Annotated in this window: 21 protein-coding genes; 7 read left to right on the top strand and 14 right to left on the bottom strand. The window is 71.4% G+C overall.

Features of this window, described 5'->3' with window-relative positions; genetic code table 11:
* The first annotated feature begins 357 nt into the window (after positions 1 to 357).
* Complete coding sequence (locus ACBJ32_RS53220; RefSeq protein ID WP_375133396.1) at positions 358 to 1,548, top strand: PP2C family protein-serine/threonine phosphatase; 1,191 nt, start codon at positions 358 to 360, stop codon at positions 1,546 to 1,548.
* A gap of 122 nt (positions 1,549 to 1,670) precedes the next feature.
* Here ACBJ32_RS53220 and ACBJ32_RS53225 read toward each other — a convergent pair whose 3' ends face one another.
* The 3 genes from ACBJ32_RS53225 to rho all read right to left on the bottom strand — a co-directional run bounded on the left by ACBJ32_RS53225 (position 1,671) and on the right by rho (position 5,904).
* On the bottom strand, positions 1,671 to 3,437 hold the full coding sequence (locus ACBJ32_RS53225; RefSeq protein WP_375133397.1) for a S9 family peptidase: 1,767 nt from the start codon (positions 3,435 to 3,437) through the stop codon (positions 1,671 to 1,673).
* 144 nt (positions 3,438 to 3,581) lie between these two features.
* Positions 3,582 to 4,622 (bottom strand): putative RNA methyltransferase, encoded by a 1,041-nt coding sequence (locus ACBJ32_RS53230; RefSeq protein ID WP_375133398.1) that lies wholly within the window; start codon positions 4,620 to 4,622, stop codon positions 3,582 to 3,584.
* 28 nt (positions 4,623 to 4,650) lie between these two features.
* A complete protein-coding gene (gene rho, locus ACBJ32_RS53235) occupies positions 4,651 to 5,904 on the bottom strand; it encodes a transcription termination factor Rho (protein ID WP_375133399.1) in 1,254 nt (417 codons plus the stop codon).
* A 272-nt stretch (positions 5,905 to 6,176) separates the two neighbouring features.
* On the opposite strand from rho, the gene ACBJ32_RS53240 reads away from it, so the two are divergent.
* The 3 genes from ACBJ32_RS53240 to ACBJ32_RS53250 are packed head-to-tail and all read left to right on the top strand — an operon-like array spanning position 6,177 to position 7,956.
* Complete coding sequence (locus ACBJ32_RS53240; RefSeq protein WP_225270785.1) at positions 6,177 to 6,317, top strand: hypothetical protein; 141 nt, start codon at positions 6,177 to 6,179, stop codon at positions 6,315 to 6,317.
* Between the two features lie 9 nt (positions 6,318 to 6,326).
* Positions 6,327 to 7,067 (top strand): MBL fold metallo-hydrolase, encoded by a 741-nt coding sequence (locus tag ACBJ32_RS53245; protein WP_375133400.1) that lies wholly within the window; start codon positions 6,327 to 6,329, stop codon positions 7,065 to 7,067.
* A 25-nt stretch (positions 7,068 to 7,092) separates the two neighbouring features.
* The gene (locus ACBJ32_RS53250; RefSeq protein ID WP_375133401.1) at positions 7,093 to 7,956 is read left to right on the top strand and encodes a TolB family protein; all 864 of its coding nucleotides are present in this window, start codon (positions 7,093 to 7,095) and stop codon (positions 7,954 to 7,956) included.
* A gap of 48 nt (positions 7,957 to 8,004) precedes the next feature.
* Here ACBJ32_RS53250 and ACBJ32_RS53255 read toward each other — a convergent pair whose 3' ends face one another.
* The gene (locus ACBJ32_RS53255; protein WP_357874937.1) at positions 8,005 to 9,906 is read right to left on the bottom strand and encodes a nitrate- and nitrite sensing domain-containing protein; all 1,902 of its coding nucleotides are present in this window, start codon (positions 9,904 to 9,906) and stop codon (positions 8,005 to 8,007) included.
* A gap of 62 nt (positions 9,907 to 9,968) precedes the next feature.
* On the opposite strand from ACBJ32_RS53255, the gene ACBJ32_RS53260 reads away from it, so the two are divergent.
* A complete protein-coding gene (locus tag ACBJ32_RS53260; RefSeq protein ID WP_357874940.1) occupies positions 9,969 to 10,397 on the top strand; it encodes a hypothetical protein in 429 nt (142 codons plus the stop codon).
* Here the strand turns inward: ACBJ32_RS53260 and ACBJ32_RS53265 are convergent.
* The gene (locus ACBJ32_RS53265) at positions 10,394 to 10,768 is read right to left on the bottom strand and encodes a hypothetical protein (RefSeq protein ID WP_357874943.1); all 375 of its coding nucleotides are present in this window, start codon (positions 10,766 to 10,768) and stop codon (positions 10,394 to 10,396) included. The two genes, ACBJ32_RS53260 and ACBJ32_RS53265, sit on opposite strands and share 4 nt — an antisense overlap.
* Positions 10,769 to 10,841: 73 nt before the next feature.
* Between ACBJ32_RS53265 and ACBJ32_RS53270 the strand changes: the two genes are divergently transcribed.
* Positions 10,842 to 11,369: a DUF6886 family protein gene (locus ACBJ32_RS53270; protein WP_375133402.1), complete on the top strand. Its 528-nt coding sequence runs from the start codon at positions 10,842 to 10,844 to the stop codon at positions 11,367 to 11,369.
* Here ACBJ32_RS53270 and ACBJ32_RS53275 read toward each other — a convergent pair.
* The 9 genes from ACBJ32_RS53275 to xylA all read right to left on the bottom strand — a co-directional run bounded on the left by ACBJ32_RS53275 (position 11,335) and on the right by xylA (position 20,053).
* A complete protein-coding gene (locus ACBJ32_RS53275; RefSeq protein ID WP_375133403.1) occupies positions 11,335 to 12,309 on the bottom strand; it encodes a ketopantoate reductase family protein in 975 nt (324 codons plus the stop codon). The two genes, ACBJ32_RS53270 and ACBJ32_RS53275, sit on opposite strands and share 35 nt — an antisense overlap.
* A gap of 19 nt (positions 12,310 to 12,328) precedes the next feature.
* Positions 12,329 to 13,060 (bottom strand): glycosyltransferase family 2 protein, encoded by a 732-nt coding sequence (locus ACBJ32_RS53280; RefSeq protein ID WP_375133404.1) that lies wholly within the window; start codon positions 13,058 to 13,060, stop codon positions 12,329 to 12,331.
* Positions 13,061 to 13,133: 73 nt separating this feature from the next.
* Positions 13,134 to 13,664: an AAA family ATPase gene (locus ACBJ32_RS53285; protein ID WP_375133405.1), complete on the bottom strand. Its 531-nt coding sequence runs from the start codon at positions 13,662 to 13,664 to the stop codon at positions 13,134 to 13,136.
* Complete coding sequence (gene lysS, locus ACBJ32_RS53290; protein WP_375133406.1) at positions 13,661 to 15,283, bottom strand: lysine--tRNA ligase; 1,623 nt, start codon at positions 15,281 to 15,283, stop codon at positions 13,661 to 13,663. Before lysS ends, ACBJ32_RS53285 begins: the two co-directional genes overlap by 4 nt.
* Positions 15,284 to 15,323: 40 nt before the next feature.
* On the bottom strand, positions 15,324 to 15,578 hold the full coding sequence (locus ACBJ32_RS53295) for a hypothetical protein (protein ID WP_357874961.1): 255 nt from the start codon (positions 15,576 to 15,578) through the stop codon (positions 15,324 to 15,326).
* A 1-nt stretch (position 15,579) separates the two neighbouring features.
* Positions 15,580 to 16,929 carry a S8 family serine peptidase gene (locus ACBJ32_RS53300; RefSeq protein WP_357874964.1) on the bottom strand — a complete coding sequence of 450 codons (1,350 nt, stop codon included), beginning with the start codon at positions 16,927 to 16,929 and terminating at the stop codon, positions 15,580 to 15,582.
* Between the two features lie 132 nt (positions 16,930 to 17,061).
* The gene (locus ACBJ32_RS53305) at positions 17,062 to 18,165 is read right to left on the bottom strand and encodes a Gfo/Idh/MocA family protein (protein WP_375133407.1); all 1,104 of its coding nucleotides are present in this window, start codon (positions 18,163 to 18,165) and stop codon (positions 17,062 to 17,064) included.
* Positions 18,162 to 18,905, bottom strand: a complete 744-nt coding sequence (locus ACBJ32_RS53310; protein WP_357874970.1) for a sugar phosphate isomerase/epimerase — start codon at positions 18,903 to 18,905, stop codon at positions 18,162 to 18,164. The genes ACBJ32_RS53305 and ACBJ32_RS53310 overlap by 4 nt, the downstream gene beginning before the upstream one ends.
* Entirely contained in the window at positions 18,902 to 20,053 is a 1,152-nt protein-coding gene (gene xylA, locus ACBJ32_RS53315) for a xylose isomerase (protein WP_357874972.1), read from the bottom strand. The genes ACBJ32_RS53310 and xylA overlap by 4 nt, the downstream gene beginning before the upstream one ends.
* Before the next feature lie 88 nt (positions 20,054 to 20,141).
* Between xylA and ACBJ32_RS53320 the strand changes: the two genes are divergently transcribed.
* A complete protein-coding gene (locus ACBJ32_RS53320; protein ID WP_357874975.1) occupies positions 20,142 to 21,254 on the top strand; it encodes an ROK family transcriptional regulator in 1,113 nt (370 codons plus the stop codon).
* The last annotated feature ends 22 nt before the right edge of the window (positions 21,255 to 21,276 follow it).

The following is a 21,276-nucleotide window of genomic DNA, read 5'->3' on the forward strand; positions in this document are numbered from 1 at the left end:
GTTGGGATGACTGCTTCTCCCCATGCGGTGCTGGCCGCGACCTTCGCGCCCGGCGAGACCGCTGTGACGGCTGCGATGAGGTTCACGCGCGAGGTGATGACCGCGTGGGCCACCGGCGGCGTGCTCCACACTGCCGAGCAGGTCGCCGCGGATCTGGCTGAGCAGGTCGCTGACGAGCCCTTTGAGGTGATTTGGAAGCATTTCGGGGACGCAGTCCAGGTGGAGTTGCGCCAGCGAAACCTCTCCCAGGGTGATCCGAAGGCTCCTTCCGTCAACGTTGAAGAGTGGGGGCTCACCTTTGCGGGCGATTCCCGTGTCCATTGGGCAAGGCTCACGCTACCTGGCTCAGCCGACCGAGTGGCAGCCGAATGGCTGGAGGAGAGCAGCCGCGGGCCCCACTGGCTGGGGTTCCTCGCCGACGCGAGTGACCTGCTAGCGGGCACGCTCGACCCCGACATGGTCCCGGCGATCATCGCCCAGGTGGTGGTGCCGCGGCTGTCGAGCTGGTGCGCCGTCTACACCTCCGACAACTCCGGGCCGCTGCGGCTGGTCTACCTCTGGCACGCCGACGAGGCCAGGATCGACGGCCTGCGCGAGCAACTCGCGGACATGGACGTCGACGCCGCCGACACCCGCGTCACCTCCATGATCCACCTGCCCGAGTCGCAGGTGCTCGCCGTGCCGCTGATGGCCCGCGGCCGCAGCCTCGGCATGATGTGCCTGGGCCGGCCCGACCGCTTCCCCGACGACGTCATCCAGTTCGCCGAGGACATCGGCAGGCGCGCCGCGCTGGCCATGGACAACGCCAGGCTCTACGCCCAGCAGGCCGTCGCCAACCGGGCCCTGCAGCGCAGCCTGCTCCCGCCGAACGAGCCCGAGGTGCCCGGCCTCGACTACGGCGTCATCTACGAGCCCGCCGGCGAGACCAACGAGGTCGGCGGCGACTTCTACGACCTGTTCAAGGCGGGCGACGACTCCTGGCGCTTCGCCATCGGCGACGTCTGCGGCACCGGCCCCGAGGCCGCCGCCGTGACCGGCCTGGCCCGCCACACGCTGCGCCTGCTGGCCCGCGAGGGCTACGGCGTGGCGGCCGTGCTCGGCCGGCTCAACCAGGCGATCCTGGAGGAGGGCGAGCGGGCGAGGTTCCTCACGCTGCTGCACGGCGACATCACGCCCGTGGCCGACGGGCTGGAGGTGCGGCTCGTCTCCGCCGGGCATCCCGAGGCGCTGCGGCTCAAGCCGAGCGGCAAGGTCGAGGCGGTGACCACCCCGCAGTCGCTGCTGGGGGTCTTCCACGAGGTCGTCTTCGAGGCCGACACCGTCCATCTCGACCACGGCGACGTGCTGCTGGCCGTGACCGACGGGGTGACCGAGCGGCGCTCCGGCGGGCGGCTGCTCGACGACGACGGCGGGCTGGCCAAGCTGCTGGCCGAGTGTGCGGGATTGTCGGCCAGGGCCGTGGCCGAGCGCATCCGAAGGGGCGCCGCGGAGTTCGCCTCCGAGCCGAGCGCCGACGACCTGGCGATCGTGGTGCTGCGCGCCCGCTGAGCCCGGGGTCGTGCTGGTCAAGGTGCGCCTTTCCGGCTGACTGCGGGTGGCGAGATGATGACAGGCCGCCCGGCCGAGCGTCAAGGCCCGGAGTCAGGAACGGTTTCGGAGCGTGACAAGTGTCACGGTGCGCCCACGTGCTTGCGGGCGAAGTCGAGCTGCAGCGCCGTCTGCGCGATCCGCTCGGAGACCACGAGCGAGCCCCGGATGGCGTCGTAGGTGTAGACCTCGTGGTGACGGCCGTGTTCTTCGAGCTTGGTGACGTACTTCTCGATCTGGCGCAGCGGGCAGCGCGTGTCGTTCTCGCCCGCGAGGATCAGCAGCGGGCTCTTGACCTGGTCGACGTAGGTGATCGGGGAGCTGGCCGCGTACCTCTCGGGCTGCTCCTCGGGCGAGCCGCCGAACAATGCGCGGTGGTAGGCGCGCAGGCTCTCCGCCTCGTCCTCGTACGAGGTCTGGTGGCAGGCGATCGGCACCGCGGCGATGCCGCACGCCCACAGGTCGGGCTGGGTGCCGAGGCCGAGCAGCGTCAGGTAGCCGCCCCACGCCGTGCCGGCCAGCACGGTCTTGCCCGGGTCGGCGATGCCGTGGTCGATCACCCACTGCCGCACGGCCGCCACGTCGGCCAGCTCGATGTGCCCCACGTCGCCGTGCAGCGCGTCGCGCCAGGCCGAGCCGTAACCGGTCGAGCCCCGGTAGTTGACCCGCACCACCGCGAACCCGGCGTCCACCCAGGCCGCCACCGTCGGCGAGAACGCGTCGCGGTCGTGCGCCGTCGGGCCGCCGTGCAGCAGGAAGACGGTCGGGTGGGGGGCCGTGCCGACCTCGGGCTTGGAGACCAGCGCGTGGATGCGGCCGCCCTCGCCCTCCACGTCGATGTCCTCGACCGGGACGCTGGGCGGCGCGGGCGGGCCGATGGGGTTGACCACGACCTGGCCGTTGCTCGACCGGACGACCGTCGGGCGCGAGGCGCTGGACCAGGAGTACTCGACGTGGCCGCCGGGCCGGGGCGTGGCCTCGTCGATCACGCCGTGCGGCGTCTCGATGGGGGTCAGGCCGCCGCCGCGGAGGTCGTAGCGGTGCAGGTAGCTGCGGGCGCGGTCGTCGCGCAGGATGAGCAGGCCGCGGCCGTCGTCGTACCACTCGGCGTCCAGGTCGCCCGGGTCGCGCAGCCAGATCTCGCGCTGCTCGCCCGTCACCGGGTCCCAGACCAGGGGCTCGTGGCGATGGCGGCGCTCGTGCAGGGCCAGCAGGCGGCGGTCGCCCACGATCGGGGCGAAGCTGAGGCCGACCACGCCCTTGGCGGGGCCGTCGTGCAGCTCGCCGACGACGTGGCCGTTCTGGCGTACGACGCGCAGCGCCGGGTGCCGGAAGTCGCCGTACTCGCCGTGGTTGATCGCGATGAGGGAGCCGTCGAGCGACATGGCGGCCACCCAGGCGGCCTCCGTGTGCTCGTACAGCGTCTCGGCCGGCCGGCCCGCGTGGACCAGGTGGATGCGGAACGTGCCCGCGCCGGCCACGCTGATCGCGGCGACGCCGGTCGTGGACAGCGCGATGCCGCCGGGCTGGCCGGGCGGCAGGTCCGGCGCGACCGGCTCGTCGTCGCCGCCGGTGAACGGCTGGCGCCACCAGCCGCCGTACTCGTCGCCGTCGGTGTCGGCGAACCAGTAGATCCACTGGCCGGTGGGGTCGAGCGCGGCGTACGCGGTGCCCTTGGGCTGGTCGGTGACCTGGCGGGTGGCGCCGGTCACGCGGTCCCAGGCGTAGACCTCCCACTTGCCCGTGGCGTTGGAGCGGTAGATGGCGCGGTTCGGGGCCTGGCGCGCCCAGGACGGCAGCGTCATGCGCGACGCCCGGAACCTGGCCTGCCAGCGTTCCTCCGCCTTCATCCGGCGCGCCCCCTCCCGTTGATGTCCCGCGCCTCCGGGCTCGGGATGCCGTCCAGTATTGCGCCTATGCCGGGGAAATGCTCCGAGAATGTGGGGGAATTTCGGACTAAATGCCCCATCAGTAACACCAGTCGCACATGTCCGTCAAGGAACAGAACTTGATCGGTGTGCCGGCTCGAAGATAGACAGATGAAACGCGGCGCGCGTTACTACTTTTTGCTGCCTTTTCGCGACATTTCGGGAGACAAATGCGGCGATCCGCTCATCGAGCGTGTTCGCCTGGTGATGCCATGCACTCGGGCCCATCCCGACGACCTGGGCGATGTCACCGGGCTCCAGCTCCATCTCGAACGCGATCGAGCGCCGTCCGGTCTCGGCGAACCCCTCCAGGCTCCGAGCCACCCGGAGCTCCTTCTCCTCGTCGACGGAGAGCAGCCCGAGCTCCTCGACGAGCGGGCTGAGATGCTCGGGCGCCGGGGTGACGACCACCACGGCACCTCCCGGCCGCAGCACGCGCCGGAATTCGGGCCCGTTCCTGGGCGCGAAAACGTCGATCACCACATCAGCCACCCCGCTCCTGATCGGAAGCGGGCGCCACACGTCGGCCACGAACGCCCCTGCCCTGGGATGCACCCGCGCCGCCCGGCGTACAGCGTGCTTCGACACATCGAACGCCATCCCGATGCCATCGTTGATCGCGTCGAGCACGGCCGCCAGATAGTGCCCGGTGCCCGCGCCCGCGTCGACGATCACCGGCGCGGTCCTGCCCGCCACGCGGTGGCCCTCGACGACTTCCGGCTCCCGCCCGCCGCCCGCAGGCGCCGCGCCGGACCCGGCCTCCACTCCCGCCCCACGGTACGCCCTCAACTTCGTGCCGTCACTCGTTTCGGTGGAGGACTCATGTTTTCCTGGAACGTTCTCCGGTGCCACGCGTGCCCGCACGGCCTCGGCCACCGCGTCCGCCAGCGGGGCGTAGTGACCCTTGTCGAGGAAGGCCGCCCTGGCGGCCACCATCTCGGGGGTGTCGGCGGTGCCCGGCTGCCCTGAGCCGGTGAGGAGGCTCACGTAGCCCTGCTTGGCCACGTCGAAGGTGTGGTTGCCGGCGCATCTCACGGTCGCCCCGGCCAGGCACAGGTCGGCGCGGCACACGGGGCAGATGAGGTAGTCGACGATGTCAGCCAGCATGGGGCCCATTGTGGTGCACGGGCGGAGGTCAGGCGGCGTTGGCCGCTTCCAGGAGGAAGGCGGCGTTGGAGGGGGTGGAGCGGAGCTTGTCCACGAGGATCTCGAGGCCCTGCTGCTTCTCCAGCGCGGCCAGCATGCGGCGCAGCCGCCACACCACCTGCTGCTCCGACGAGCGCATCAGGATCTCCTCGCGCCTGGTCCCGGAGGCGTCGAGGTCCACGGCGGGGAAGAGGCGGCGCTCCGCCAGCTCGCGGACGAGGTGCAGCTCCATGTTCCCCGTCCCCTTGAACTCCTCGTAGAGGTTGTTGTCCATCCGCGACCCCGTGTCCACGAGCGCGGTGGCGAGGATGGTCAGGGAGCCGCCGCCCTCGACGTTGCGGGCGGCGCCGAAGAAGCGCTTGGGCGGGTAGAGCGCCCGGGCGTCGATGCCGCCCGTGAGGACACGCCCGCCGGGCGGCGTGAGGTTGTTGTACGCCCGTCCCAGCCGTGTCAGCGAGTCGAGCAGCACGACCACGTCACGCCCCGACTCCACGAGGCGCTTGGCGCGCTCGATGGCCAGCTCGGCGAGGGCGGCGTGGTCGTGGTCCGGGTTGTCGAAGGTCGAGGAGAAGACCTCGCCCGCGATGGTGGCGCGCATCTCCGTGACCTCCTCGGGGCGCTCGCCCACCAGGAGGACCATGAGGTGCGCCTCGGGGTGGTTACGGGTGATCCCGGCGGCCAGCGCCTGAAGGACCATGGTCTTGCCGGCCTTGGGCGGCGCCACGATGAGGCCGCGCTGCCCCTTGCCGATGGGCGCGAACAGGTCGATGACGCGCGTGCTGAGCGACTCCGTCTCGATGGTGAGCCGCTCGGCCGGATGTACGGGGGTGAGCGTGTCGAACTCGGGCCGGTCACGCCACGAGGTGGCGCCGTTGACCGACTCGACCTGGACCAGCTTGTTCCCGGCGAAGGACGCGGTGACGTGGTCACCGGGACGCAGGTCCCACTGGCGTACCTTCTCGGGAGTCAGGCGTACGTCGCCCGGCCCCGGCAGGTGGCCGGCCCGGATGAACGCGGACTTGTCGCGTACGTCCAGGAGCCCCGCCACCTGACGGACCGGTGCCGAGGCACGCTGCTCAGGAATGGTGTGCACAGACATGATGAGCCCCTTGGGGGAGATGCGCCGGAAGCCTCGGACGAGGACCGGCGGGTGATGAAGGAAGGCGGCCGGGCTCCCGCGAAACAGGGCCGGGGCCGGGCCTTGGAGGATCAAGCGGAGCTGGAGCTCGACGCTTGGTGGCAACGTACCACACCGTCCGACCCATGGAACGCCTAGCCCTCTTGGACTATTCCGGGGCGGTAATCGGCGCTTCGCCCGCGAATCCGGGGCCCGGCGCGTGACAATGTTCTTCTCGGCGACGTGCAGCGAGGAAAATTACCGCGCCCCGGTGTGCCGAGCAGCATAGAACCCCCGTCAGTGCAGTGTCATCGTGTCAAGTGGCATGCAGGGTCCCTGCAACTCGGTGAGGGTTCCATAGGGACGAACAAGAGAAATCTCCTTGGGGGAGCACCATCATGAAGACCGTCAACTGCCCGCGGTGCCACCACGAGCTGGACGAAGGCCCGATCATGTACCGGTGCGCGAACTGCTGCCGCGCCGTCTACGCCGCCGACCTGGAGAACGAGTACGTTCCCGCCCAGCCTGTCGCCGCCTAGTCTGACTGGGTGCCGCATCAACCGATAACCGTGTCCGGCGTCGAGGTGACACCGCTCTGCGACGCCGTGGGTCCCATGGGGGCGGCGATCCGCCGCCCGCCGGCCGAGCTGTTCCCAGGCTCCGGGCTCCGTGACGAGCCGTGGGTCCTGCACTTCCACTGCTTCCTGATCCGCGACGCCGCGGACCGGCTGACGCTGGTCGACACCGGCATCGGCGGCGCGGACTCGCCGGCGTCGAGCTGGGCGCCCGTTCCCGGCACGCTGGCCGGTGAGCTGGCCGCCGCGGGCGTCACGCCCGCCGAGATCGGCACCGTCGTGCTGACGCACCTGCACAGCGACCACGCCTCGGGCGCGGTCGCCGACGGCCGGCCGATGTTCGACAACGCCCGCTACGTGATTCAGCGCGCCGACCTGGACGCCGCGCGGGGGCCGGTGCTCGACGACGTGATCACCGTGATCAAGGCCCAGCTCCAGGTCGTCGAGGGCGACGCCGAGGTGGCGCCCGGCGTGCACGTGCACCACACTCCCGGCCACACCCCGGGCCACCAGATCGCCAGGGTCGGCCAGGTGGCCATCACCGGCGACCTGGTCCTGCACCCGGTGCAGCTCGACGATCCCGCCGTCCGCTACCTCTACGACGACGACCAGGACGCCGCCGCGCGCACCAGGGCAGAGGCGCTGGCCGCGCTCAGGGCCGAGCGGGCGATCCTGGCGACCGCTCACTTCAGCGAGCCGTTCATGCCTCTGTGATCGGTTTCGGGCACCATGTCGTGTCATGAAGATTCTCGTTGCGGCAGGTGCCGGCGTTCTCCTGACCAGCTCGCTTCCCGCGTCGGCCACCGCACCCGAGCTGTCCGGAGCCGCCGTCTACGCCGGCGCCTCCGGCAACCAGCTCAGCAGGTACGCGGGCGGCGAATGGAGCACGATCGCCAAGGCCGGCTCCACGCCCCAGTACGCCGCCTCCCCTGACGGCAGGAAGGCGGCCTGGGTGACACCGGGCGGCCTGCTCCAGGTCAGGAGCGGCGGCAGGACCACCACGATCGTCAGCGGGCTCCAGGGCGCCACGCCGTGCCTGACCCCGGTCTGGTCCGCCGACTCGACGCGGGTGGCCTACACCCAGGGCAGTGACACGATCATGTCCGTGAAGGCCGACGGGAGCGCGGCGCCGCGCAAGCTGGGCAGGTCGGCGGGCGTGTGCCACCTCGCCTGGTCGGCGGACGGCCGGTACGTCGCGGGCTACACCGGCGAGGCGAACGCCCTCTACCGGCTCGACGTCAGGACCGGCAGGGCGACCAGGGCCAAGGGCGTCACGTGGATCACCCACGTGCAGAGCCTGTCGCCGAACGGCCGCAACGCCGTCGTGGAGCTTCCCGCCGACCCCGCCACGCTGGGTGACGGGAGCTGGCCGGTGGCGTTCAAGCCGGTCCTCCTCGACATGGTGACCGGCAAGAAGCGCGCTCCCGCGGTGAAGGGCAAGCTGCTCGGCGCCACCTACCTCAAGGACGGGCGGCTGGTCGTACGGGTCGGCGGTGCCACGCACAACACGCTGGTCGTGCTCGACGGCGCGGGCAAGGAGATCCAGCGCGTCGCCGAGCCCGCCAAGGCGAAGAAGCAGGCGCTGCTGCAGGTGCTGCCGTAGCGGGCGCCCGCATCCCGGCCGGCGTGGGCCGGTCGGGTGTCCCAGGGGCTATCGCCCCGCCAGGGCGGGCTGGTCGGTGAGCAGGGCCGCCGGCAGGGCCACCGTCGCGGTCAGGCCGCCGTACGGCGAGGGCACCAGGGCGACCTTGATGCCGTGCCTGGTCGCGAGCCTGGAGACGACGAAGAGGCCGAGCCGGTCGCTCTGCGCCAGATCGAACTCGGGGGCGTCGGTCAGCCGGTCGTTCAGCTCGTCGAGCTCGGCGCGCGGCAGGCCGAGGCCGCGGTCCTCCACCTCGACCACCAGGCCGTGCGGCGTGGCGGAGCTGCGCACGTCCACCCTGGTCTGCGGCGGCGAGAAGAGGGTGGCGTTCTCGATCAGCTCGGCCATCAGGTGGGCCACGTCGGTTACCGCCGAGCCGAGCAGCGCGACGGACGGCGGCTGCATCACCTCCACCCGCTCGTACTCCTCGACCTCGGCCACGGCGGCGCGCAGCACGTCGAGGATCGGCACCGGGTTGCGCCAGCCGCGGCCGGGCGCCTGGTCCGACAGGATGATCAGGCTTTCGGCGTGCCGGCGCATGCGCGTGGTCAGGTGGTCGAGCTTGAACAGGTCCGCCAGCGTCTCCGGCGCCTCCGTGGCCCGCTCCATGCTGTCGAGCTGCAGGAGCTGCCGGTGCAGCAGCGACTGGTTGCGCCTGGCCAGGTTCACGAAGACCTGGCTGACGCCGTGGCGCAGCCTGGCCTGGTCGACGGCGGCCTCGACGGCCGTGGACTGCACGTCGTTGAAGGCGCGTACGATGTCGGCCACCTCGGAGGTGTGCGCGTTGACCTCCAGCGGCGCCACCTCGGCGGACGTCGGCGGCTCGGTGTTGGTGCGCAGCCGCTTGACCAGCCCGGCCAGCCGTACCTCGGCCAGCTCCGTGGCAGCGTCACGCAGCGCGGCCAGCTCGCGGACCAGGCGCTTGCGGAAGCGCAGCGACAGCAGGATCGAGGCGATGACGGCGATGAGGCCCACGCCGCCCGCCACGCCGATCTTGACCAGCATGCCGATGGCGGTCGGCGTCACCCGGCTCACGATGCCCTGGGTGGCCTTGGCCTGGTTGCGCTCGACGGCGGCCCACAGGTTCTGGGCGTCGATGGGCCAGGTGGCCGCGCCCGCGGGCAGCCCGTTGACGGCCGCCTGCCCCCTGATGGCGTCCTCGGCCCGCAGGAACTCCTGGTAGACCGGCGAGTCGGCGAGCTTCCCGTACGGCCCGCGCAGGTTGCCGTCGAGGTGCGACAGCGCCTGGGAGAACAGCAGCCGCCTGGTCGCCACCATCCCCGTGAACGACTCGCGCTCCCGCGGCTCGACCCGGCCCCTGGCCAGCACGATCGCGATCACCGCCCGCTCCCTGGAGAGCACCTCCTTGGCCTCGCCGAGCATGGTCACCGCGCGGGCCTGCTGGTACAGGGCCATGTCGGGGACCAGGACCATGGCGTCGTACATGCGGAAGGAGGCGTCCACGATCTGGCTGTAGCCGTCGATGACGTCGAGCGGTGCGACGAGCGTGCCGTCGACCTCCTTGCGCACGTCGGCGAGCTGGCCGAGCTTGACGTTCAGCGCGTTGAGCTGCGTGCTCATCTCCGGGGTCAGGTCGCGCAGGTTCCGGGTCAGCGTGCCCAGGGTCTTCACGGCCCGGTCGGTCCGGCCGCGCTGCTTGGCCAGGGCGTCCGCGCCCTGCCCGGTCACCAGGAACTCCACCGAGGCCAGCCGCTCGTTCTGCAGCTCGATGTTGACGGTCTCCGACGGTTGCGCCAGGTTGGTCGCCAGGTCGTTGATCGCGAGCAGGCGCATGCCGGCGCCGCCGGTCAGGCCGGCCGCGAACGCCCACAGGCCCACCAGGGACAGCAGTGGGACGAGCAGGAGGATGAGAAGTTTCAGCGCGATGGGGCGGCCACGCGTGGGGGACATGCGACCTCCGGGTGCATGATGAGATCGCCTCGCAGAGTACACCCCCCTTTGGAAGGATTTCTGTGCGTCTTCCGCGTTCTTTCTCCGGTTGGACCATCGCGGTCTTCGGATTCCTCGCCTTCGCGCTGGGCCTGCTCGGGCTGATCTCGCCCGACACGCTGCTGGCCATGCTCGGATTCGAGGTGCTCGACGTGCGTCCCGCCGGGGACTACACGCTGGTCTACATGGCCGCCAGCTCGATGGCGGCCGTGAACATGGGCGTCTACTACCTGTTCGCCGCCTCGCACGACTACACCCCGTTCTTCCGCTGGACCGTGCCTTTCCGGCTCGTGACGTTCGCGGTCTTCACCACGCTGGTGCTGACGGGGGCGGCGCCCGGCAAGTTCTTCGGCGTCGGGCTCTGGGAGGGGCTGGGAGCGGTGATCACCGGGTTCGCGCTCTGGCGCGAGGGCAAGCTGATGCCCACGCGCCAGAGCGCGAACGCGGTCTAGCGGCGCTCGTCGCTGCCGGCGACGAGACGGTCACCGGAGCGGTCGCTCTGCGCGGGCACGTCCGCGTGCTCGCGCTCGAGCTTCCGCTCCAGGTCGCGCTTCTCGTTCTCCAGCCGGGCTACCCGGTCGGAGGCCTCGGCCCTGGCGCTGCGCAGCCGGCGACGTTGCCTGGCGGTCCTGCGCGAGCCCGAGCCCAGCAGCCAGACGCCCAGCAGCAGGACGGCCGCGGCGGCCGCCCCCGCGAGGAACATCTCCACGTGGTTGGGCTCGAACGTGTAGCCGAACAGGATGTACCTGGCGCTCTCCTCGGTGAGTACCAGAGCGAAACCAGCGCCGGCGAGCAGGATCAGGAGCACTCCTAGAATGATCATCCAACTCACCCCTTGTCGTAAGAGGCGTTTCTCCTGCCCGTAGATCGGGGGGGTATGCGCGATGATGGCGTTCATGAGACCCGAGCCGGGCCAGGTCCTGCATTTCTCCGAGGACCCGACGATCGAGCGCTTCGTGCCGCACGTGGCGGTGACGAGCAGGCAGAGCGAGCCGTACGTGTGGGCGGTCGGCTACGAGCGCTGCCCCGACTACTGGTTCCCCAGAGCCTGCCCGCGCGCGATGGCGTGGGTCGGGCCGCGCACCACCGAGGAGGACGCGGCCCGGATCATCGGAGCCGGTTGCGGCGAGCGGGTGCACGCCATCGAGTACTGCTGGCTGAAGGCGCTGATGGAGGTGCGCCTGTTCGCCTACCGCCTGCCGGCCGACGGCTTCACGCCGATCGGCGAGCCGCCGCACGCCGTGGTCTCCAGGGCGCCCGTGGTGCCGCTGGGGCCGCCCGAGCCGGTGGGCGACCTGTTCGAGCTGCACGAGCAGGCGGGGATCCAGCTCAGGGTGCTCGACAACCTGTGGCCGTTCTGGAACGAGGTGACGGCCAGCAGCCTGCAGTTCAGCGGGATCCGGCTGCGGAACGCGCGTCGATGAGCGCCAGCAGGGTCTCCAGCGGCATCGAGCCGGGCGGCAGCTTCTCGCGGGCGGCCCTGTTGGCCTCGCGCCGCAGCGTCTCGTTGACCGGGGTGGCCAGCCCGTGCTCGCGGCCAAGCAGGACGATCTCGCCGTTGAGGTAGTCGGCCTCGATCGAGCCGCTGGCCCTGGCCAGGCTCTGCCACGACGAGCCGCCGCCGCGGCCGACGCCCTCGATGGGCCGCGCGTCGACCTTGTGCCCGCGTACCTCGGCCTCCTCCTCGGGGGTGGCGTACGCGATGCCGGCGTGCTCCAGCACGGCCCTGGCCTCGGCCCTGGCGCGCTCGACCACCTCGGACATGCCGGGCACGTGGCCGAGGAGCGCCTCGGCGGCGTTGCCCAGGTTGCCGAGGAGTTTGGCGTACTTCCAGCGCATCACGTCCGGTACGGCCCGGCCGACGAGGCCGCGCTTGCTCAGGTCGTCGGCGATGCGCGCCGCGAGGTCGTCGTCCACACCCTGGGGATAACGTCCGATGTGCAGCATGCCGGAGTAGGGGTGGGCGTGGGCAGCGATGACGCCGGGCTGGGGGATCTGCGCGGGCAACCACACGCACATGCCGTAGACACGCTCGAACCGCCGCAGGACCATGCGCTCGTTGGCCACGCCGTTCTGGGCGCACACCACGGGCAGGTCGGCCGGCCACGGGGCCAGCGCGGCGATCGTGTCCTGCGACTTGGTCGCCAGGACGAGCACGTCGTCATCGCGCGTGGGCACGGGGCCGTCGGCGGCGGGGATGTTCAGGGTCTCGGTGGATTCGGGGGTGATCAGTCGCAGGCCGTCGCGCTTGAGGGCCTCGTAGTGGGCTCCTCTCGCGATGAGGAGAACCTCGTGCCCGCCCTGAAACAGGCGGGCCCCGATGGTTCCCCCGACTGCTCCTGCTCCGATCACTATGTAGCGCATTGTTCGAGGATGTCACTCCCTACTTGGCGAGTGCCACTTGGGCCTGCGCGGCCGTCACGGCGGAGCCGCGCGAGCGCTCGCGCCAGATCGTCCTGAGCACCCGCCAGCCGTCGCGCACGGCGTTCAGGTTGCTGACGCCGTGGATGCGGGAGCGCTCGTGGCTGGGGACCTCGCGGATGACGAGGCCGGCCTGGGCGGCGCGGACGTTCATCAGGGTCTCGATCTCGAAGCCGTCGCAGTCGAGGTCGAGGGCGTCGAGGTGGCGGGCCCAGAAGGCGTTGTAGCCGTAGCACAGGTCGGTGTAGCGGGTGCCGTAGAGCAGGTTGGTGAGTCCGGTCAGGACCTTGTTGCCGAGCGAGCGGATCGGACTGAGGTCGTCCGAGCCGCCACCAGGGGCGTACCTGGAGCCCTTGGCGAAGTCGGCGCCGTTCACGAGCGTGGCGACGAAGGAGCGGATCTCGCGGCCGTCGGTGGACCCGTCGGCGTCGATCATGACGATGATGTCGCCCTGGGCGGCCTGGAAGCCCTCGATGAGCGCGTTGCCCTTGCCTCGCCGGCTCTGCACGACGACCCGGAGGTCGGGGCGCAGCCTTCGCGCGACGGCGATGGTGTCGTCGGTCGAGTTGCCGTCGACGAGGATGACCTCGTCGATCCAGTCGGGCAGCGTAGCGAAGACGTGGGGAAGGTTCTCGGCCTCGTTCATCGCGGGAACGATGACACTGACGCTGGCGGCGAAAGGCTGCTTGTTCATGTCACCAAGGTTCTCCGCGGCGCATGCAACCCGCTTAACAGTTCCTTGCATAGATCATGTGTATGGCGAAATCTCAGGTGATTTGGGCCTCGCCCGACCGGGAGATGATCTCGTCAACGGTTTCCTCGACGCTCTGGCGCGAGGTGTCCAGCCAGAGGCCGAGGCGTGGTGTGTCGTGCCGCAAAGCCGCGTCGAGCTGGGCAATCGTCCAGCCGCCGCCGTAACCGGACTTGGCGCGGGCCGCTTCGCGGCGCGCCACCTCGCCGGGGTCGGGGGCCAGGACGATCACGTGCAAGGGGCGCGTGCCGATCAACTTCGTAAAAAGCTCCAAATCCGCGCCGAGAATGACATCTTGAACTATTGGCGTGAATCCGGCGTCGAAATACATATCCGCTGTTTTGGCTGCGATTCGGTAACGAAGCTGGAGTTGCCGCACCGCCTCGCCGGTCAATTCCGGGGTCATGTCGGCGCGCCCGCCGACCACCATGCGCCGGAACGCGTCGCCGCGCACGTGGGCCGAGCGGGGCAGCCGCTCGGCCAGCGCCTGGGCCACGGTGGACTTCCCGGACGCCGAGATCCCCGTGATCAGAACCGCGCCCCTCACATGCCCACCAGCTTGCGCACCCGGTCGGCGCCGACGGCCATCAGGAGCGTGGGCAGCCTGGGGCCGGTGTCCTGGCCGACGAGCAGCCGGTAGAGCAGGGTGAAGAAGGCCCGCTGCGCCGTCTTCATCTCGGGCGTGGGCTTGGCGTCCACCGGCAGCCCGGCCTGGAGCTTGGGCACGCCGTACACGAGCGCGGTCAGCCCCTCCAGCGTCCAGTCGTCGAGGCCGTCGGCCAGCAGCCGCAGCGCCTCGTGCTCCGCCGGCCCGAGCGAGTCGAGCAGCTCCTGGTCGGGCGACTCCCGCACGCGGGTGCGCTGGTCGGCGGGCAGGTGGAGCTCGACCCAGCGCTGCGCCCGTCCGAGGCGGGGACCGGCCTCGTCGAGCGTCCGGACGCCGTCGAGATCGCGCAGGATGCGCAGGGTCTGCTCGGCGTGGCCGGTCGTGATGTCCACGACGGAGGCCAGCGTGCGGTAGGCGACCGGATGCGGCGTGGCGGGCAGCGGGCCCGCGGCCGTGCTCACCGCGCGGTTGTAGGCGGCCAGCTCGGCGGGCTGGGCCTGCCCGGCGGCGACCTTGCGGCCCAGGGAGTCCCACTCGTCGTAGAGCCGCTGGATCTCCTGGTCGAAGGCGATCTTGAAGGACTGGGCCGGCTTGCGGCGGGCGTACAGCCAGCGCAGCAGCGGCGCCTCCATGATCTCCAGCGCGTCGGCCGGGATCGGCACGCCGCCCTTGGAGCTGCTCATCTTGGCCATGCCGGTGATGCCGACGAACGCGTACATGGGGCCGATCGGCTGCTGTCCGCCGAACACCTCGCCCACGAGCTGGCCGCCCACGATCCACGCCGAGCCGGGAGAGTGGTGATCCACCCCGGACGGCTCGAAGATCACGCCCTCGTGGGCCCAGCGCATCGGCCAGTCGACCTTCCACACCAGCTTGCCGCGGTCGTGCTCGGCCAGGCGCACGGTCTCGCCGAAGCCGCACTCGCAGGTGTAGGCCAGCTCGGTCGTCTCGTCGTCGTAGTTGGTGACCGTGGTCAGGTCGCGCCCGCACAGGTCGCAGTACGGCTTGTACGGGAAGTAGTCGTCGGCGGCCTGCTCGGCCTCCGGGGCCTGCTTGAGCCGGTAGCGCGACAGCACGGCGTCGATCCTGGCCCGCTCGCGCACGGCCGTCAGGATCTGCTCGCGGTAGACCCCGGAGGTGTACTGCTCGGTCTGGCTGATGGGGTCGTACTCCACGCCCAGCTCCTCCAGCGCGGTGACCAGCGGGGCCTTGAAGTGCTCGGCCCAGTTGGCGTACGCGCTGCCGGGCGGGGCGGGCACCGAGGTCAGTGGCTTGCCGATGTGCTCGGCCCACGACGGGTCGATGCCCGCGGGCACCCTGCGGAAGCGGTCGTAGTCGTCCCACGACAGCAGGTGCCGGCACTCCAGGCCGCGCCGCCTGATCTCGTCGGCGACCAGGTGAGGCGTCATCACCTCGCGCAGGTTGCCCAGGTGGATCGGGCCCGACGGGCTCAGCCCGGAGGCACAGACGATCGTTTTGCCCGGGGCACGTCGCTCCGCCTCGGAGATCACCTCGTCCGCGAACCTGGAGACCCAGTCGGTCTCGGCACTGTCAGCCATCGCGCCATTCTTGCGGGTCCGCTCGATTCAAGCCAACGCGTCACCGATCGTCCGGCTCCTGCGGCTCCACGCGCGGGTCGGAGAAGACGTCCACGAGATCGGCGGGGACCCGCCCGGCCGCGAGGTCGTCGATCAGCCGGCGGGCCGCCTCCTCGGTGACGCGCAGCACCCGCAGCCCCGGCACGACCGCCACCAGGCCGTAACCGGCGTCGGCGTCCTCGCCGGACAGGCCGAGCAGGCGCAACGCGTCGGCGAGGGTGGCTTCGGGCGGCAGCCGCACCTGGATCATGGCCATGTCAGGCGGCGCGGGTGCGGTTCTGCCTGCCCAGCGCGGCCAGGATGGCAGGCGGGTCGATGACGCCGTAGCCGTAGTCGTGGTCGAAGCCGACCGTGCTGCGGTCGTCGGCGGTGCGGTGCAGCAGCGTACGCAGCTGCGCGGGCGACAGCTCGGCCGCGGAGCGGTGCGTGCGCACGGCGGCCACCACGCCGGCGGCCACGGGGCAGGCGGCGGACGTGCCGGTGTCGGCGGCGCCGACCGCCTCGGAGCCGGCGAAGTGCGTGTACGCGCACAGGTCGGGCTTGCGCTCCGACAGCCGCCCCGGCCCCTGCGAGGAGTAGCCGACGCGCTCGCCCCGCGTGTCCACGCCGCCGACGGACAGCACGCGCGGGTGGGAGTTGGCGCCCGCGATCGACCGGTCGGGGAAGCCGCACCGCCGGTCGGGGCACTCGCGCCCGCAGTTGCCCGCCGAGAACAGGATGTCGGCGCCCGCCTCCTCCAGGCTGCCGACGATCACGTTGAACGGGTGCGCCGGGTTGTCGGAGTAGTTGCCCGGATGGCCGGGCGGGAAGTCCATGTCGGGGGAGAACAGGCCCCAGCTGTTGGAGACCACCAGGGACCTGGAGTCGGCGGGCATGGCCTGCAGCACGGTGCTCAGGTGGGAGTAGGCGGCCACCGCGTCCGACAGCAGCCCGTCGGCGGTCGGGCCCGGCTTGCGGCTGAGCAGGACCGGGATGTCGAGCAGGGTCGCCTTGGGCGCGGCGATCAGCGTGTCGAAGGCGCACATGGAGCCGTGGTTCACGGGGTACTGGCCGGGAGCCTTGTCGACGCCTGGCGGGCTCCAGCTCCGGTCGGCGTCGATGGTCACGTCGTGGCCGATGCGGGCGGCGACGTGGTCGGCGTTGATGCCGGTGTCGACGATCGCGATGGCCACGCCCTCGCCGTCGTGGCCGGCGGACCACAGGTCGTAGGCGTGCAGCAGCCGCCTGACCTCCTCCCAGTCGCCGACGGGACCGCTGTCTCCGCAGGTGGGGTGCGAGTGGATGGCGGGGTCGGCGAACACGCCGGCCACCTCGCGCACCGAGGAGGACAGCAGCGAGCTGCGGGTGGAGAGCTCGGCGTCGGAGATCTCGCCGCGGACGAGCACGGAGGCGTCCTCGGGCGCCATCGAGAACTGCACCCGCTGGTGCGGGGAGAGCGGGGCGCCATGGGCGGAGACGGGCCTGGGCACGGCCACGGGGGTGAACGCCCGGTCGAGGAGGACCCCGGGAAGCTCGGCGACGACGTCGGAGACCGCGCTGCGGACGCCGGGGTCGATCACGGACGCGACGACGTCGGGGGCCGGGCGGAGCTGGATCAGGACGCGCATGGGTTCCCCTTCGGAGTGCTGTTACGAGATGATTACTCACCGTAACAGTGCCCCGCCCGGCAGGTGATGACTCCTTTGTGTAAGTGAGATGTAACTTTCCGTGGGCGGCGGTTATGTCCGCCGCCCACGGCGTCAGGACAGCGTGGCGGCGTACGGGTCCCAGCCCACGGGCAGCGGCTCCGGCGCCGCCGTCGTGGAGGCGATGGGCCTGAACTCGGCCCGCTCGCCCGACTCGGTGATCGCCGACATCAGCTCCAGCACGTGGTAGGCCAGCTCGCCCGACGCGCGGTGCGGCGTGCCCGCGCGGATCGACCTGGCCATGTCGAGCACGCCGATGCCGCGCCCCGCCGTGGTGCCCGCCAGCGGCAGCTCCCGCCAGTCGGCGTCGCCCGGCCCGCGGGCCAGCAGCGGGCCGTCGAACGTGTTCGGGTCCGGCAGCGACAGGGCGCCCTCGGTGCCGATGATCTCGATCATCCGGCGGTTCACCGCCGAGTCGAAGCTGAAGGTGGCCGACGCCGTGGCCGAGCCGGGGAAGTCCAGCAGGGCGTTGACGTGGGAGGGCACCTCCACCGGGAACAGGGTGCCCGCCTTGGGCCCGGAGCCGATGACGCGCTGCTCGCGGGCCCTGCGCGTGCCGGCCGCCACGCGGGCGACCGGCCCGAGCAGGGACACCAGGGCGGTCAGGTAGTAGGGGCCCAGGTCGAACAGCGGGCCGCCGCCGAGCGCGTACAGGAACTCCGGGCTGGGATGCCAGGACTCCGGGCCGAGGCTCTGCGTGGCGGCCGTGACGGCGACCGGCTCGCCGATCGAGCCCGCGCGCAGGGCGTGCACGGCCGACTGCAGCCCGGCGCCGAGGAAGGTGTCGGGGGCGCCGCCCACCCGCAGCCCGCGGCTCTCGGCCTCGGCCATGACCTTCGCGGCCTCGTCCAGGTTCATGGCCAGGGGCTTCTCCCCGTACACGTGCTTGCCGGCGCGCAGCGACTCCAGCGCGACGGCCGCGTGCGCGGCCGGGATCGTGAGGTTGACGACGAGCTCGACCTCCGCCAGGGAGAGCACGGCGCCGAGGGTGCCGGACACCCGTACGTCGTGCTCCCTGGCGACGGTGGCGGCCCGGTCGGTGTCGAGGTCCGCGACGGCGACCACGCGCACGTCGGGGAAGGCGTTGAGGTTGCGGAGGTATTGGCCGCTGATGACTCCGGCGCCGACGATGGCGACGCCGACCGGGCCGTTGCTCAAGAGCTCTCCAAGGAGGTGAGGTAGGCGTGGCTGTCCGCGAGGGCGGCGAAGACGTCGGTCGCGCACTCGTCGAGCTCGACGATGCGCCACGCGCCGGGGGCGGCGGCGAGGATCGCGGGCACGGGCATCACGCCCGCGCCCACCGCGACGTGCGGCTCGCCCTTGACCCCCGGGCCGTCCTTGACGTGCAGCGCCTCGATCCGCGCCGACAGGCGGCCGAGCAGGGCGGGCACGTCGGCGCCGCCCACGGCCGCCCAGTAGGTGTCGATCTCCAGGAACACCTCGGGCGCGAGCAGGTCGGCCAGCACCTCGATGGCGTGGCGGCCGTCCACCCGCGGCTCGATCTCCCACCAGTGGTTGTGGTAGCCGATCCGCATCCCGTGCCCGGCGGCCTGCTCGGCCAGGCCGTTGAGCAGGTCGGCCGTGCGCGCGAGGCCGTCGCGGGTGGTGAACTGCTCCTCGGCGATGCCGCCGGGGATGATCACCTTGTCGGTCCCGACCGTGGCGATCGCGTCGAAGACCTTCGCGGGCTCCTGGCTGAGCAGCGCGTACGCGTGCGTGCTCGACACGGTGAGCCCGAGGTCGTCGGCGACCCGGCGGAAGCCCTCCGGGTCGGCCGTGGGGTCGTAGGGCTCGACGGCCCGGTATCCGATCTCCGCGATCCGCCTCAGCACGGAGTCGCGGTCGGCGGCCAACTCGTCTCTGACGGTGTAGAGCTGGACACTGATCGGTCGGGTCATCCGCGTACCCCCATGAGGTGCTCGAGCGCGAGCTGGTTGAGCCGGGTGAAGTGGAAGCCGCGGGCGGCGGCCGCCTCGACGTCGAAGTCGTCCTTGGCCAGGTCCTGCCAGGTCTCGCCGGCGGCCAGCGTGGGCTGGGCCAGCTCGTCCACGCGGGAGGCGCGCAGGGCCTCCTGGACCTCGGGGTCGGCGCGGAAGACGCGCGACTTCTCCTTGAGGATCAGGTACGTGCGCATGTTCGCCGCGGCCGAGTCCCACACGTCCTGGGGGTCGTCGGTGCGCAGCGGCTTGTAGTCGAAGACGAGCGGGCCGTCGTAGCCGTGCGTCTCCAGCAGGTCCACCAGGAAGAACGCGCTCTTCAGGTCGCCGTGGCCGAAGATCAGGTCCTGGTCGTACTTGGGTCCGTGCTGGCCGTTGAGGTCGATGTGGAAGAGCTTGCCGTGCCACAGGGCCTGCGCGATGCCGTGCACGAAGTTGAGCCCGGCCATCTGCTCGTGGCCGACCTCCGGGTTGACGCCCACCATCTCGGGGTGCTCCAGCTCGTTGATCAGGGCCAGGGCGTGGCCGATCGTGGGCAGGAGGATGTCGCCGCGGGGCTCGTTCGGCTTGGGCTCGATGGCGAAGCGGATGTCGTAGCCCTTGTCGATGACGTACTGGCAGATCAGGTCCAGGGCTTCCTTGTAGCGGTCCATCGCGGCCTTGACGTCCTTGGCGGCGTCGGACTCGGCGCCCTCGCGCCCGCCCCAGCACACGTACGTCTTCGCGCCGAGCGAGGCGGCCAGGTCGAGGTTGCGCATGACCTTGCGCAGGGCGTAGCGGCGCACGTCGCGGTCGTTGCTGGTGAAGGCGCCGTCCTTGAACACCGGGTGGGTGAACAGGTTCGTGGTGGCGGCGGGGACCTTCATCCCGGTCTCGTCCAGGGCCTTCCTGAAGGCGGCGATGGCTTTGTCCCTGTCGGGCTCGACGGCGAGCAGGTCGTCGTCGTGGAAGCTGACGCCGTGGGCGCCCAGCTCGGCCAGGCGGTGCACGGTCTCCACCGGGTCGAGCGCGGGGCGGGAGGCGTCGCCGAACGGGTCGCGGGCCTGCCAGCCCACGGTCCAGAGGCCGAAGGCGAAGCGGTCGTCAGGGGTCGGCGTGAAAGCGGTCATTTCCATCCTTCGCGGGCTTTAGTCCATAATCTGTATTAATCCTGAGGAGGTGGGCATGGTGTCGTCAAGAGGGGTCCGGCATGATTCCATGCGCGCCCGTAACCTGGCCGTAGTCCTGGCGACCATTCACCGGTCAGGACCTCACACCCGCGCGGCGCTGGCTGAGAGGACCGGGCTCACCAAGACCACCGTATCCAGCCTGGTCGCGGACCTGCTGGAGGCGGGCGTGGTGGCCGAGGGCGGCACCGTGCGGGGCGGCGAACGGGGCCGGCCCGGCGTGGCGGTCGGCCTGAGCGGGCACCGGGTGGCCGCGCTGGGGCTGGAGATCAACATCGACTACCTGGCGGCGTGCGTGGTGGACCTCACGCGTACCGTGCGGCTGCGGCGCATCAGGCCGGCCGACAACCGCAACTCCGACCCCGCCGAGATCCTGGAGGGGCTGCGGGCCCTGGTCAAGGAGGTCACGGCGGAGGCCGAGGAGGCCGGGCTGCGGGTCATCGGCGCGGCGCTCGCCGTGCCCGGCACGGTGGAGGGCGGGGTGCTGCGCAGCGCGCCGCACCTCGGCTGGCGGGACGTGCGGGTGGCCGGTCTGGTGGACCTGCCGTTCGAGATGGACAACGAAGCCAACCTGGCGGCGCTCGGCGAGCTGTGGTTCGGCTCGCGGGAGCCCGACTTCCTCTACGTGTCCGGCGAGATCGGCATCGGCGCCGGGTTGGTGGTGGAGGGCGGCGTGTTCAGGGGCACGTTCGGGCTGGCGGGCGAGCTGGGGCACGTGGTCGTGGTGCCGGACGGGCCCACGTGCCGGTGCGGCGGGCGGGGCTGCCTGGAGGTGTACGCGGGCCAGGACGCGCTGCTCGGGGAGCTGGCCTCGGTGGGCGAGCTGGTCGCGCGGCTGGAGTCGGGCGACCCGCGGGCGCGGGAGGCCTGCGAGCGGGCCGGGCACGCGCTCGGCGTGGCGCTCACCTCGGCCGTGCACCTGCTCGACCCGGGCAGGATCGTGCTCGGCGGGATCTTCGCGCCGCTGTTCCGCTGGCTGGAGGGGCCGGTGTCGGCGGGCCTGCGGGCCAGGCTGGGGCAGATGCGTGGGACGCCGCCCGCGCTGGTGGTCTCGGGGACGGGTGGCGACGCGGCCGTGCTCGGGGCGGCTGGGTCGATCATCCAGAAGATCCTGGCTCAGCCCGCCCAGATGCTGGGGCTGTAAGCGGACATTCCGTACTATGTCG

Source organism: Nonomuraea sp. GTA35 (assembly GCF_041950525.1).
In the GTDB taxonomy this organism is placed as follows: Bacteria; Actinomycetota; Actinomycetes; order Streptosporangiales; family Streptosporangiaceae; genus Nonomuraea.